The following is a 13,685-nucleotide window of genomic DNA, read 5'->3' as shown; positions in this document are numbered from 1 at the left end:
TTATTATTGTGCTCACGCTCTGCGTGGGCACGATCACTCAGGAGTGTCGGGTTGATTGGCAGGATGGGCCTGGATAAATGCCGGATGCTGCGCCGCCAACGCCGCCACCCTGCCGATGCGCGGATACGCCCCCAACGGCACCTTGAAGCGCTCCGCCGCATACAGTTGGGGAATCAGGAAGGCTTCGGCCATGCCCGGCTGCTCGCCAAAGCAATACCCCTTATCGCCAATCAACTGTTCCACCGCACCCAGCCCCTGGCTGATCCAATGCCCGATCCACTCCAGCACCTGCGCCTCGTCATGTCCCCACTGACGCAACAGGTTCTGGGTGCTGGAGTTGTGCAGCGGGTGAATATCGCAGCCGATGATCGACGCCACTGCGCGTTCATGGGCACGGGTGGCCATGTCCTTGGAAAGCAGCGGCGCCTGTGGATAACGTTCGTCCAGGTATTCAATGATCGCCGCGGACTGAATCAGCAGCTCGCCGTCATCGGTGCGCAAGGCCGGAACGCGACCTTGGGGGTTGATGGCCAGGTATTCGGGCTGGCGATTGGCGCCACCCGCCGGCACCAGCAGGTTGACGGGCACCGCAGTGAAAACCAGGCCCTTGAGCGCAAGGGCGATGCGCACCCGGTAGGACGCCGTAGAGCGGTAGTAGGTATAGAGTTCCATCGCCCTGCCCTCCTAGCGCGCCGAGACCACAGTGCCACGGCATTCGCCGAAGCCGATGGAGGCGAAGCCTTCACGGTTGCAGCGGGCGCGCAGGATGACTTCATCGCCATCCTCCAGGAACCGGCGCACTTCGCCGGAAGGCAGCTCGATGACCTTCTTGCCGCCTTCGGTCATCTCCAGCAGGCTGCCGAACTGCCCGGCCTCAGGACCCGACAACGTCCCCGAACCAAACAGGTCGCCGGCCTGCAATTGGCAGCCGTTGACGCTGTGGTGCGCCACCAATTGCGCGACGGTCCAGTACATATGCAGGCTGTTGCTCAGGGCCAGGCGATGGGCCGGCAGGTTCTGTTCGCGCATGGCGGCGGTGGTCAACAGCACCTCAAGTTCGATATCCAAGGCGCCAGCGGCCTGGTCACGCTTATCCAGCAGGTACGGCAGTGGCTGCGGATCGCCTTCGGGCCGCGCCGGCTGTGCTTTGCGGAACGGTTCCAGGGCTTCGGCCGTGACCACCCACGGTGAAATGCTGGTGATGAAGCTCTTGGACAGGAACGGGCCCAGCGGCTGATATTCCCAGGCCTGGATGTCCCGCGCCGACCAGTCATTGAGCAGGCAGAAACCGGCGATATGCTCGGCTGCATCGCCGATGGCAATCGAGTCGCCGATGGCGTTGCCCTGGCCGATCCAGATGCCCAGCTCGAGTTCGTAGTCCAGGCGCGCGCAGGGGCCGAAGCTTGGTTCGGTCTGGCCGGCCGGCAAGGTCTGGCCTTTGGGGCGACGGACGTCAGCACCCGAGGGGCGAATGGTCGAGGCGCGGCCGTGATAACCGATCGGCACGTACTTGTAGTTCGGCAACAGCGGGTTATCCGGGCGGAACAGTTTGCCGACGTTTTGCGCATGCTCGATGCCGACGTAGAAGTCGGTGTAGTCGTTGATCTTCGCCGGCAGGTGCATCTGGCAATCGGCGGCGCGGTGCAGCACCTGCGCTTCACGGGCCTGCAGCTTGCTGCCCTCGGCGAGCAGCTCCAGGAGGCGCTCGCGCAAGGCCACGCGCGGGCCACGGCCCAGCTCGAAAAAGGCGTTCAACTGGCCGCCCGCAGTCGCATCAACGGCGCGGCGGGCTTCGCCTTCAAACTCATCCACGGCGGCGTGCAGGTCGAGGATCGCGTCGCCAATCGCCACGCCACTGCGCGGCACCGAGCCGTTGATGCTGAACACACCCAGCGGCAGGTTTTGCAGGGGGAAATCACGGTGACCATTGGCGGAGGCTACCCAACTGCGGGTAGGGGTTGGCTGCGTCATGGGTTATCTCCGGTTCGGGTTGAAGGTGACGGGCAACGAGGCCCAGCACGCGTCATAGGAAGGTTGCAGTTGCGGGCACTCCAGGGCGAACTGAGTGGGACGCAGCACTTGGCTGGTCTCGAACATGAAGGCCATGGTGTTATCGATCTTGTGCGGTGCCAGGTCCACGTTGATGGCCTTGGTGCAGGTCTCGCCGTCCGGGCCGTGGGCGCTCATGCAGCTGTGCAGCGACGCGCCACCGGGCAGGAAGCCTTCGGCCTTGGCGTCGTAGGCGCCCTGGATCAGGCCCATGTACTCGTTCATCAGGTTGCGGTGGAACCACGGCGGACGGAAGGTGTTCTCGGCCACCATCCAGCGCGGCGGGAAGATCACGAAGTCGAGGTTGGCCAGGCCGTGCACGCTGGTGGGCGATGTCAATACGGTGAAGATCGACGGATCGGGATGATCGAAACTCACGGTGCCAAGGGTGTTGAAGCGGCCCAGGTCGTATTTGTACGGCACGTTATTGCCGTGCCAGGCCACCACGTTCAGCGGTGAATGGTCCAGCTCGCACGCCCACAGTTCACCGAGGAATTTCTGCACCAGCGTGGTCGGTTGCCTGAGGTCTTCGTAGTGGGCCACCGGGGTGAGGAAGTCACGCGGATTGGCCAGGCCGTTGCTGCCGATAGGCCCCAGGTCCGGCAGGCGCAGCGGCGCGCCATGGTTTTCGGCGACGTAACCGCGCGCCTGTGCATCCAGCAGTTCGACACGAAATTTGAGGCCACGGGGCAACACGACAATGTCCAGCGGCTCGACGTCCAGCACCCCCAGTTCGGTGGCGATGCGCAGGCGGCCCTGCTCGGGCACGATCAACAGTTCGCCGTCGGCATTGAAGAACACGCGGTCCATCGAGCGGTTGGCGCGGTAGGTGTAGATGCTGATGCCTGAGGGTTTTTCCGCCCCTGAGTTGGCCACCATGCCGACCAGGCCGTCGATAAAGTCCGTCGGCTCACTCGGAATATCCAACGGGTTCCAACGCAGGCGATTGGGCGTCACCGCCCCCAACGGGCCGCCGGCCAGCTGCCGCTCCAGCTTGACGAACGCCGGGTGATTGGCCGATGGCTGGATGCGGTACAGCCAGGTGCGGCGGGCTTCGCTGCGTACCATGGTGAAGGCGGTGCCGGAAAACAGTTCGGTATACAGCCCGTAGGGCGCTTTTTGCGGGGAGTTCTGGCCGACCGGTAAGGCGCCGGGCAGGGCTTCGCTGGCGAATTCATTGCCGAAGCCCGACAGGTATTCGAGGTTCATGGATCATCCTCTATGCGGAAGTTGTTTTTATCGTAATCCAGTTACGAATAACGTAATTTGATCACTATCGACCGTCAAGCTATAAAGACGCCCATTCATCTCTCGGATTCTCGCCTCTCCATGGAAAAGCCCCGCGACACCGGTAAACAGAAAGTCCGCTCGGCCGAAGTGGGCACCGACATCCTCAAGGCCCTGGCCGAACTGTCGCCCTCCACGTCGTTGTCGCGGCTGGCCGACCATGTGCAGATGCCGGCGAGCAAGGTGCACCGTTATTTACAGGCGCTGATCGCCTCGGGTTTTGCCGAACAGAACACCGCCACCAACCATTACGGCCTGGGGCGCGAGGCGCTGCGCGTGGGCCTGGCCGCGCTGGGCAGCATGGACGTGCTGAAAGTCGGCGCGATGCCCCTGGCAGAGCTGCGCGACGAGTTGAATGAAACCTGCTTCCTGGCGGTATGGGGCAACCAGGGCGCGACGGTGGTGCAGATCGAACCGGCAGTACGCGCGGTGACGGTGGTGACACAATTGGGGTCGGTGTTGCCCCTGCTCAGTTCGTCCACCGGGCTGGTGTTCAGTGCCTTCCTGCCGTCGCGGGAAACCGTCGAGTTGCGTGAGCGCGAGGTCCAGGCTGGCATCGCCCATGCCCTCGCCGACGACCAGGCTTACGCCACCACCTGCGAACAAATCCGCAACCGTGGCCTGCACTTTGTGCATGGCCTGCTGATGCCGGGGGTGGATGCGCTGTCGGCACCGGTATTCAACGCGGTCGGGCACGTGGCGGCGGTGATGACCGTGGTCGGCCCCACCTCGCTGTTCCACGCCGACGAAGATGGCCCGGCGGCGCAGCGCTTGCTGGCAGCGACCCGGGCCGTGAGCTGGCGGATGGGCTACCAGCCCTGAATCAGTCGTGCCAGTGCGCCAGGGCCACGGCCAGGCGGTTTTCCAGGGCGCGGATCGGTGCCGCATCGCTCAGGTAGTTGTTGCTGATCATCGAAAACACCAGCCGCCGCCCGTCGGCATCGGTGATATAGCCGCTCAGCGATGACACGCCGGCCATCGAGCCGGTCTTGGCATGCAGGTTGTTTTCGGCCGCCGTCCCGCGCAGGCGATAGCGCAGGCTGCCGCCGGTCATACGGTCGGCATTGCCGGCAATCGGCAAGGCGTTGTACCAGGCGTCGAACCAGGGCTGTTTGGCGCTAGCCAGCAGCAGGTCGGTCAGGTTCTGCGACGAGACCAGATTGCGCCGCGACAAACCTGAGCCATCCACCTGGCTGAGCGTCGCCGGGTCCAGGCCCTGGCGCTGCATGAACGCCGCTACCGCCACCACGCCCGCCGCCGCCGTACCCGCGTTGGCCGTTTTGCGGCCCATGGCCTTGAGCAACGCTTCGGACATGTTGTTGTTCGAGAGCTTGAGCAGCGGTGTGATCAAGTCCTGTAACGGCGCCGATTGATGCTCCGCCAACACTGTCGCCGTCGCGGGGCTGGCGCCACCGATCACGCGCCGGCCCAGCACCTGGATGCCCTGCTGCGCCAAGGCCTGCTCAAACAGATTGGCCACCAGTTGCGTCGGTTCCCACACACTCACCCACTGCCGACTTTGCTTGCCCGGGGCGAGCGCGCCGCTGAGTTGCAGCAGGTTGGTACCGTGCTGGCGGGTAATGGCGTAGCTGTTGCCGGGGCCGCTGACGGCACGGTTGCTCAGTTGCACGTAGTCGGTGGACGGGCTCAGCATCACGCTTACTGGCTGGCCGAGCGCGACGGGCGCCTTCGCGGTGACAAGCAAGGTGCCCGCGTCAAAATCCGCATTGGGAGACACCGTCAATGCCGAAATCTGCGCGCCGTAGTAGGTGCTTTCATCGTCTTGCGCCCAATCCACGCCCAGGCGTTCGGCGTCGAACCAGGTGTCGTCGAAAACCAGGTCGCCTTGTACCTGGCGCACGCCCCGGCTCGCCAACTGGGCGGCCAATGCCTGGTAGTCGACGAACTGCGTGGTCGGGTCGCCGAGGCCGCGCAGGTACAGGTTGCCGGCCAGGCGCTCGCCTTGCCGGGTGCCGTTGCTCAACAGCTGGGTGGAAAAACGGTATTGCGGCCCCAGCACATCCATCGCCGCAGCGGTGGTGAGCAACTTAAGGTTGGAAGCCGGAATCAGACGGGTGCGCGGGTTGTGCTGATAGAGGGTACTGCCGCTGAGGGCGTCGCGCACCATGATAGAAACCGTGGCGCCGTTGAGGACAGGATCGGCCAACAGCTGATCCAGGGTTGAAGGCGTGGAAGGCTGCGAAACACTCGCGCAGCCGCCCAGTAAAACGCTCAGGCACAGCAGGTGCAGCCATCGTCCAAAGTGCATCAGTACTGTGTTCCGCAAAGCCATTAATGGCCGCAACGCTAACAGCTCCGTACCTTTGTGGCGAGCGGGCTTGCCCCGCGTTGGGTGGCGAAGCCGCCCTTAATGATGCCGTCGCGTTCTTTCAGGAACACCATGGAGTCTGTTTTGGGGCTGCTTCGCAGCCCAACGCGGGGCAAGCCCGCTCACCACAAGAAGCCCGCTCACCACAGGAAGCCCACTCACCAGAGGAAGCCCGCTCACCAGAGGAAGCCTGCCCACAACAAGGAGCACACTTGCCATAGGGAGCTCGCCAGGTTTTAGAACTCCAGGGTGCTGGACACCGATACCTGCCGCGCATCGCCCATGGACACAAACAAGCGACTGGCCGCCGAGGTGTAGTAAACGCGGTCGAACAGGTTTTTCACGTTGACCTGGAACTTGACCTTCTGCCCGTCGATCCTGGTGTCGTAGGTGGCGAAGGCGTCAGCCACGGTGTAGCCCGGCAGGTTGAAGTCGTTGGCGGCGTCGCCTGCGCGTTCGCCGACGTAGCGTGCACCGGTGCCCACGCGCAATTGGTCGCCGCCGAAAATGTTGCCGAAGTCGTAGGCCACCGACAGCGAGCCGGTGTGCTTGGCCACGTTTTGCAGGCGGTTGCCTTCCAGCGTCGGGTCGTTGTCCTTGATGTCTTCGGCGTCGGTGAAGGCGTAGCTGCCGATCAGGCTCCACTTGTCGGTCAACTGGCCGCTGGCGTCCAGTTCCAGGCCACGGGAACGCACCTGCCCTGCGATGCTGTAGATGGTGTTGGCGCCGGAGCCCACCGACACCAACACATTGCGCTTGTCGATAGTGAACAACGCTGCGCTGGCGGTGATGCGCCCGGGGATGTCGAGCTTGGCGCCCAGCTCCCACGACTTGGATTCCTCCGGCGTGAGGTCACCGGTCAACGTGCTGCCATCGGCCAAGGCGGCGATGGTGGAGTTGGGTTTGAACGACTCGGTGTAGCTGCCGTAGAACGACAACTCATCGGTGTAGCGATACACCAGGCCGGCACGCGGCACCCAGGCCTGGCCGTTGCCGTCGGTGTTGGCCTTGAACGGCACGCCCTTGCCGGCGTACTGGTCATACATCTGATAGCGCGCACCGGCCACAAAGATCCACTGGTCGGTCAGGTGAATCGCGTCCTGGAAGAACAGCGAGTCGCTGCGCAACAGGTCGGTCTGGGCGCTGTCGGCGGCGCTGACGGTAGTGCCCGCGACTTCGTTGCCGTACACCGGGTTGTTGTAGTTGAACGTACCGCGCGAGTTCTGGCGAATCAGGTCGGCACGGTAGATCTTGCGGTACTCGTCGTCCAGGCCGAACACCAGGTCATGCTGCATGCCCAGCACATTGACCTTGCCTTCCAGGCTGGCCGTGGCGAAACGGTCGGTGGTGATCGCACCTTTGGTGCCGTCCATCTTGCGGGTCAGGGTGCCGTTGGTATTTACCGCGCTGACACGCACCTGGCTGGCATCATAGGTCTCACGGTTCCAGCTGTAGCCGAAATGGGCTTTCCAGTCGTCGTTCAAGTCGTGGTCGGCTTCAAAGCGGTACAGGTCGGAACGCCCTTCCATGTTGTTGAACGGCTCGTCCAGACGGCGAGTGGCCGGGATGTCCAGCGGGTGGTTGGACTTGTCGATGGCGGTGCCGCGGTCGAACGGCGAGAGGAATTCGCGGTGTTCGTAGGCGAACAACAACTTGGTTGAATCGCCGTACCAGGCCAGGGACGGCGCCACCAGCGACTCGCGGTGGGTGCCGAAATTGCGCCAGTAGTCTTCGTCTTCATGGTCGACGATCAGGCGATAGGCCAGGCCCGAGTCACCGATCGGCCCGGTGGTGTCGAGGCTGCCACCGCTGCCGTTCTTGCCGTTGCCGAAGGTGGAGCCGCGCACGGTCAGGGCTGTGGATTGGGTCAGCTCGGGCTTTTTGCTGACGATATTCACCACGCCGCCCGGGTCCTGGATGCCATACAGCAGCGAGGACGGGCCCTTGAGCACTTCGACACGCTCCGCCGTGGCGTTCAACGCACGGCCCTGCACCACCGGCATGCCGTCGCGCATGATCGAGCCGTTACGGTTGTCGCCAAAGCCGCGCAGCATCACCGCGTCCTGGGTGCTGGCCAGGGTGTTGGCCTGGGTGATGCCGCTGATGTTGCCCAGGGCGTCATCCAGATTGCGCGGGGTCTGGTCGCGCAGCACTTGGGCGGGGACCACGTTGACGGTCTGCGGGGTTTCCAGCAGCAAGGCACGGGAGCGCATCACCGAGCTGGTGGGCGGCGGCTGGTAGCTGGTGCTGTCCTGGGGTTGGCCGATGCCACTGATGGTGGTAGCGCCGAGGTTGACCGCGCCGTCGGTCGGCAGCGGCTCAAGCGCCAGGGTGCGGGCGTCGATCTGGCGGAAGGTGAACCCGGAGTTGCCCAGCAGGCGTTGCAAGGCCTGCGTCGCGCTCATCTGCCCGCTGACCGCCGGGGCGCTGAGGCCGTAGGGCGCTTCATCGGTGTAGATCACACTGATACCGGTGACCCGGCTGAAATCACTCAGGGCCTGGGGCAGCGGTTTGGCAGCCAGGGCAAACCTGAACTGGGCGCTTTGCTGCTCCTGCGCCTGTGCCACACACAGGGGCAGCAAGGCCAGCCCCGATACCGCCAGTACCGAGGCTCCCAGCCACTGTTTAACCAAACCGCCCGCCGTCGACTTCATGCTGTGAGAACCCGTGTAGAAAACGCTGTTAATGCGAATAGATCGCAGTTTCAAGCACTACACGGATGGGCCGCCGGTTTACCTCACGTTTATTTGCAAATATTTTCAGTTAGTGCGCCTGAAGGCGAAAACCAAAGCGAGGGAAGTGCACGTGCACGGTGCCGGCGCGTGGGTCGGTACGGCGCAGGATCAGTTCTTCGCGCCCGGCAAACAGCAATTCGCCGGCGACCGGGTCGACGCCGTAGTCGATGGCGCTGATGCTCACCTGCTGGCCGGCCTTAAAGCCATTCAAGTCCTCGAACACTTCGTCCGGCAACGCTGCCGGTGTGGCGTCGCGCGCAATCTCCAAGGCCTGCTCGGCCGTCATCTGGCTGGACGTGCCGTGGCCGAAACCGAGCACGCGGCCCAGCCATGCAGACACAGCCGGATAAGCATCCACCAACGGCGCAGTCACCGGCGTGGCCTTGAGGAACCACAACGGGTGGGCCAGGGCAAAGTCGGCAATCGACGGCTCGCCAAACAGGAAGTCCCCGGCCTCGCGCTGCAATTGCTGCTCCAGGCGCGCCATGATCGCTGGCCATTGGTGCTTGGCCAGTTCGGCTGGCAACTTGCTCGCGGTGCCGCCGCTGAACAGCGCGGCGCGGTCGGCGAGAAACGCCTTGATCGCTTCCGGCGGCAGTTTGCCGAAGCGCACCGCCACCGATTCCGGCTGAAACACCAGGCTCACCGCGTGGGCAAACACCACGCTGTCGGCCCAGGTAGCAAAGGTTTGGGTGATCATTTCCTGGCCGAGCGGGAACAGCGCGGGCGCGGTTTTTTCCTGCTCCAGGCGGCGGGCGATCAAGGCGGTGTCGCAGTAGATATCGGCGCCCACTTGCAGCACTGGGGTTTTACGGTAGCCGCCGGTGAGGGCTGTCAGGTCTGGCTTGGGCATCACCGGCGAGATATGCACCGAATGCCAGGACAAACCTTTGAAGCCCAGCAGCAGCCGAGCTTTTTCCGCGAAAGGAGACGTTGGGTAGTGGTGCAGGATTAGCTCAGGCATGCTGGGGTCCACGGGGTAAATGAACCCGCAGCTTAGCGTGCAACCGGCTCTGGTGGCGTGATGGGAGCCTATCAGTCAGATCAATGAGCCCTGCGCCGCCAGACATTCCTTGGCGCTCTTCTTCAGTTTCTTGATCAACCGCTCCTGGCGCAGCGCCTCGCCCTTGCTCGCGCATTGCTCCGTATACACCAGCGCCACCGCCGGGCTGCTCAGGAAAAACCGCGCGCCTTTGCCGCTCTGGTGCGAGGCGAACCGGCGCAGCGGGTCATTGCTGATGCCGCAATACAGCGCGCCGTTGGCGGCGCGCACCAGGTAGACGTACCAGGGTTTGGGTTCAGCGGGATCAGTCACGGCAAGCTTCAACACACCAGAGGAGCGCCAAGCTTATCAACGACTGGCCTGGAATGCCTTCAAGCCTTTGTTCGCCTGGGCGCGCACGGCGTTTTTCACCAGCGGCGTCCAGCCCAGCAGCAGGCCCTTGGTGCCCAATGCCTGGCGCGACCAACGCCACAGGTCGAAGTGATCGTGGTGCTCGCAGATCTTGCCGTCACGAAACACAAAACGCGCCTGGATATCGTTGACCACAACATTGCCGGTCTGGCTGAACAGGTAAGTCGCCACCCAATGGGCACTGCCCGTGGTGTCATCGCTGCGAACCTGGTCGAACGTCAGCGAAAAATCCTTGGCCCGCGTGGTCAGCATGCGCCACATGTCGCCGGCATCGCGCCCGCGCAACTCGCCGAAAGCCGGGTCGCTGAACAGTACATCCTCGGTGTAGCAGGCACTCATGGCCTCGGCATCCAGCCGTTGAAACGCACTGTAGAACGTGGTGATCAGCGCGGTGTGGGCGTCACTCATGGGCAGCTTCCATCCATCAGGTTCAGGGCTCGGTACGATAAGCCCTGGCGCGGTTGAACACTATCGGCATTTATCCGGCGAATGCCGGTGCAGCTACGGCACCATGCCGCAACTGCGGGCATAGGCGAACAAGTCGACATCGGTAGAGATGCACAGACGCTGCATCGCCGTACTTTTCTGCTTGCTGATGGTCGAGATGCTGCGATTGACCCGAGCGGCGATCTGGCTGACCGTCAGCCCACTGGCCAGCATGCGCACCACCTCCCGTTCCTTGCCCGACAACTGTGGCTGTTGCGACTGGTCGCCGGTTCCAGCCTGTATCAATTGCACCCGCAAGCACTCGCTGACAAAGGTCTGGCCTGCGCTGACCGAATTGATCGCCAGCGGCAACTCTTTGGCCGAGGCACTTTTGGCCACAATCGCCTGGGCCCCATGGGCAAAGGAGGCGCGCAACGTGGCGACGTTGGCGAACATCGTGACCAGAATCACCGGCAACGTCGGGTACTGGCGGTGCAACAGGCTCAACAAGCCATACCCGTCGGCCTGTTGGCCGCCCGGCATGGCGAAATCGGTCACCAGCACGTCACAGGGGGTCGTCTCCAGCAAACGCAGCAGTTGGTCAGGGCCATCGGCCTCGCCGACCACTTTGCACCTGCCATTGGCCTCGACCACCACTCGCTGCCCGATACGCACGATGGGATGGTCGTCAGCAATAATCACGCGAAGCATAAACACCCACAGATGATGGCAACTTGATTCAGCGCAAAATACCCTCGCCCGCGGCCCTCAACAACCGTCTAAATCCAGGCGTTTGCGTTGCGATCAACGTTTCGTAGCTGCTCTATGCAGGCCTACAAAATAAAAAGAAAAACCCTACATCCATAGACTGCAATTCAGGCTTTATTTTTCCTACAAACAGCAATGGCTTCACAGGGAACCCAAGTACGTGAGGTAGTCACGCAGCTCCCGCTCAAAGGCTTCCAACGCAGGCGTGCTCTGCCTGATGCCCTGAGCATGGACTTGATCGATCAAGCTCATGCCTCGCCCCTCCAGTTCAGCCACGCCGAGAAACGCCAGGCTTCCCACCAGGCGATGCAGGCGTTCGACAGTCGAAGGGACATCCGAGGCCAGTCGGGCTTGAAACAAGGCAGCGCTGTCCTCCTGGGCTTCACAGAGCAGGCTGGCCAGCATCTGGCTCACCACTTGGGCATCTCCAAAGGTATCAATCAGCCCGGCACGGGTTGGCCAACGCGCTGACAGCCGATAAACCGGTGCAGCAACGGGCGGGCCGGGAAGCCACAGTGCCAGCACTTCACGCAGTTGATCGAAGGTCAATGGTTTGAGCAGCCAGGCGTCCATGCCTGCTTCGCGGCAACGTTGCGGGTCGTCGTCTACCAAGTTGCCGGTCAAGGCAATAATCGGTACGCGTGCCGACGCATTCGCGCATTCGCGCCGTCGAATCGCCCGGCTCATGCTGTAGCCGTCCATGACGGGCATCTGGCAGTCGCTGATCACCAGATCGTAGGGGTATTCGGCGAGCGCCGCGAGGCCGTCCAGCCCATCGACGGCCAGCTGATGGCCAAGCCCCAGTTTATGCAGAAACCACCCCATCAAGGCGCGGTAGGCGGAGTGGTCTTCCACCACCAGCACCTTCAAATGCTGCCAGTGTGGTGGCAGCGCGGTCGAGGGAGTCAATTCACGGGAAAGCACTGCGCTCAACGATACGCCAGTCTCCATGGTCACCTCAGTGTTGCGATCGGTTCGCCAGCGCCCGGTTGGCGCTGGCGCAAGAGTCAGAGATGCGCCTAAGCACACTCATATGACCGTTATCGCCAGACTAAAATATCTTCATGACCACTTCTAAGACGATGCAACAACTACGAAAAACCAATTTTCCTACATGATCTCGCATCTATTCCGACATGGACCCGATTGACTTTCAGGCCCCCTCGGCATTGTCGTAAAAGTTGTATTTCTCGCGGCCCCTCCCCTCGCTACATTGCGCCCCACCCCGATCAGAGGGAACGGGCTCGCCGCACTGCGGCAGCCTCGACACAGCGCGCCAAGCCACCTTGCAACCTGCCCCTCAACGGGACTGGTAAAGGCTTGCGCACGCCTTAAACAGCCGACCTTGCACTGGAACAATCTGAACAATGAACAAGTCCCTGAATCTGGTGGGCACCGCCCTGTTACTCGCCAGCACAACATCGGCCTTCGCCGCCAGCTCCGTAGACCTGACAGTAAAGGGGTTGATCACGCCGAGCGCCTGTACCCCCAACCTGCCTGGCGCCGTCGACTTTGGGAAAATCTCCGCCAAAGACCTGAGTCAAGAGAGCCAAACCCTGCTTGAGGTCAAAACCCTGCAACTGACCGTGAGTTGTGAAGCCTCCACGCTGTTTGGCATCAACCCCGTCGACAACCGTGCAGGCTCCTCAATGCGCGCCGGTGCCTATGGCCTGGGTCTGATCAACGGAACAGAGAAGCTGGGGCGGTATTACATCACGCTGCGCAATCCCGTCACCGATATCCCCTCGATCATGCTGACGATGTTCACTGACGGGCGGTGGTCAGAGCTTTATGAGGACGATGCGGTAGAACCGAATCGATTGTTTGCCTTCGGCGATTTCAACGGTGAGAGCGGTTGGGCACCTCACCCCCTCAAGAATGCAGCCGTGGAAATCGTACTCAACACCGCTATCGCGCCAGCAAAAGACCTGACCTTGACCAATGAAGTGGCATTGGACGGCTCAGCGACACTGGAAGTGAAGTACCTGTAACCCGGTCGACGCTACGTAGACCCCTCTTGTAAAGAACCCTTTGCCTATGAACGCTTTTGCCTCCCGACTCATGTTGACACTGTTGTTCGCGCCGCCGGTAATGGCCGACAGCAACACCGACCTCACGGTCAAAGGCACCATCACCCCGAGCGCCTGTGCGCCACTGATCTCCGGCGGCGGCACAATCGACTTCGGAAAAATGGCAGTCAAGGACCTCAACGCCGGGCAATACACCTCATTGCCCAACCAATCCATGCAATTGAGCGTGCGTTGTGAAGCACCGACGTTCTTCACCCTGACCACCGTCGACAACCGCGCCGGCTCCTCTGCCAACCACCAGTACTGGCATGGGCTGGGCCTGACCCAGGAAGGCGAAAAGCTCGGCGGCACGGTTTTCCATCTCTATGGTCCCGTGGCTGATGGTGTCGCGGTACGCACCATCACCTCACAAGACGGCGGCGTGACGTGGCTACCGACCAGCCTGCTGACGCACACCCTGCTGACCGCCGTCGCGGTGGGCAACCAACTGGTGCCGATCGCGGTGAAGGATTTCGACGCTGAAATCCGCCTGTTCACCCACATCGCCCCCGCCGATAGCCTGACGCTGACGGATGAAGTGCCCGTCGACGGGCACGCCACGGTCCAGGTCAGCTACTTGTAAGTGCCACACACAGACTCGTTCGAAA

At 62.5% G+C, this 13,685-nt stretch carries 13 protein-coding genes; 3 read left to right on the top strand and 10 right to left on the bottom strand.

Annotation, left to right across the window (positions count from 1 at the left end; translation table 11 throughout):
* Window positions 1-33: 33 nt before the first annotated feature.
* From maiA to hmgA, 3 genes are read right to left on the bottom strand one after another with little or no spacing between them, the layout of a single operon-like run.
* Window positions 34-672 carry a maleylacetoacetate isomerase gene (gene maiA, locus BLW22_RS02460; RefSeq protein ID WP_074843986.1) on the bottom strand — a complete coding sequence of 213 codons (639 nt, stop codon included), beginning with the start codon at window positions 670-672 and terminating at the stop codon, window positions 34-36.
* 12 nt (window positions 673-684) lie between these two features.
* The gene (gene fahA / locus BLW22_RS02455; RefSeq protein WP_065924205.1) at window positions 685-1,971 is read right to left on the bottom strand and encodes a fumarylacetoacetase; all 1,287 of its coding nucleotides are present in this window, start codon (window positions 1,969-1,971) and stop codon (window positions 685-687) included.
* Window positions 1,972-1,974: 3 nt separating this feature from the next.
* Window positions 1,975-3,258 carry a homogentisate 1,2-dioxygenase gene (gene hmgA, locus BLW22_RS02450; RefSeq protein ID WP_074843983.1) on the bottom strand — a complete coding sequence of 428 codons (1,284 nt, stop codon included), beginning with the start codon at window positions 3,256-3,258 and terminating at the stop codon, window positions 1,975-1,977.
* 120 nt (window positions 3,259-3,378) lie between these two features.
* On the opposite strand from hmgA, the gene BLW22_RS02445 reads away from it, so the two are divergent.
* Window positions 3,379-4,158 carry an IclR family transcriptional regulator gene (locus tag BLW22_RS02445; RefSeq protein WP_074843981.1) on the top strand — a complete coding sequence of 260 codons (780 nt, stop codon included), beginning with the start codon at window positions 3,379-3,381 and terminating at the stop codon, window positions 4,156-4,158.
* Between the two features lies 1 nt (window position 4,159).
* Here BLW22_RS02445 and dacB read toward each other — a convergent pair whose 3' ends face one another.
* The 7 genes from dacB to BLW22_RS02410 all read right to left on the bottom strand — a co-directional run bounded on the left by dacB (window position 4,160) and on the right by BLW22_RS02410 (window position 11,959).
* Window positions 4,160-5,605 carry a D-alanyl-D-alanine carboxypeptidase/D-alanyl-D-alanine endopeptidase gene (gene dacB / locus BLW22_RS02440; RefSeq protein ID WP_074843979.1) on the bottom strand — a complete coding sequence of 482 codons (1,446 nt, stop codon included), beginning with the start codon at window positions 5,603-5,605 and terminating at the stop codon, window positions 4,160-4,162.
* 296 nt (window positions 5,606-5,901) lie between these two features.
* Window positions 5,902-8,319, bottom strand: a complete 2,418-nt coding sequence (locus BLW22_RS02435; RefSeq protein WP_074843977.1) for a TonB-dependent siderophore receptor — start codon at window positions 8,317-8,319, stop codon at window positions 5,902-5,904.
* Window positions 8,320-8,428: 109 nt separating this feature from the next.
* Window positions 8,429-9,364 carry a glutathione S-transferase family protein gene (locus tag BLW22_RS02430; protein ID WP_065924210.1) on the bottom strand — a complete coding sequence of 312 codons (936 nt, stop codon included), beginning with the start codon at window positions 9,362-9,364 and terminating at the stop codon, window positions 8,429-8,431.
* 75 nt (window positions 9,365-9,439) lie between these two features.
* Window positions 9,440-9,715 (bottom strand): GIY-YIG nuclease family protein, encoded by a 276-nt coding sequence (locus tag BLW22_RS02425; protein WP_065924326.1) that lies wholly within the window; start codon window positions 9,713-9,715, stop codon window positions 9,440-9,442.
* Between the two features lie 36 nt (window positions 9,716-9,751).
* The gene (locus tag BLW22_RS02420; RefSeq protein ID WP_065948976.1) at window positions 9,752-10,222 is read right to left on the bottom strand and encodes a nuclear transport factor 2 family protein; all 471 of its coding nucleotides are present in this window, start codon (window positions 10,220-10,222) and stop codon (window positions 9,752-9,754) included.
* A gap of 93 nt (window positions 10,223-10,315) precedes the next feature.
* Entirely contained in the window at window positions 10,316-10,951 is a 636-nt protein-coding gene (locus BLW22_RS02415; protein ID WP_065948977.1) for a response regulator, read from the bottom strand.
* Window positions 10,952-11,149: 198 nt separating this feature from the next.
* Window positions 11,150-11,959 (bottom strand): response regulator, encoded by an 810-nt coding sequence (locus BLW22_RS02410; protein WP_065924213.1) that lies wholly within the window; start codon window positions 11,957-11,959, stop codon window positions 11,150-11,152.
* A gap of 416 nt (window positions 11,960-12,375) precedes the next feature.
* On the opposite strand from BLW22_RS02410, the gene BLW22_RS02405 reads away from it, so the two are divergent.
* Window positions 12,376-12,999 (top strand): DUF1120 domain-containing protein, encoded by a 624-nt coding sequence (locus BLW22_RS02405; protein WP_065924214.1) that lies wholly within the window; start codon window positions 12,376-12,378, stop codon window positions 12,997-12,999.
* Between the two features lie 46 nt (window positions 13,000-13,045).
* Window positions 13,046-13,660: a DUF1120 domain-containing protein gene (locus BLW22_RS02400; RefSeq protein WP_065924215.1), complete on the top strand. Its 615-nt coding sequence runs from the start codon at window positions 13,046-13,048 to the stop codon at window positions 13,658-13,660.
* The last annotated feature ends 25 nt before the right edge of the window (window positions 13,661-13,685 follow it).

Origin of the sequence: Pseudomonas marginalis (assembly GCF_900105325.1) — a bacterium.
Classification (GTDB): Bacteria; Pseudomonadota; Gammaproteobacteria; order Pseudomonadales; family Pseudomonadaceae; genus Aquipseudomonas; species Aquipseudomonas marginalis.
The sequence above is the reverse complement of the archived record's forward strand: the minus strand, read 5'-3'. Positions and strand labels throughout refer to the sequence as shown.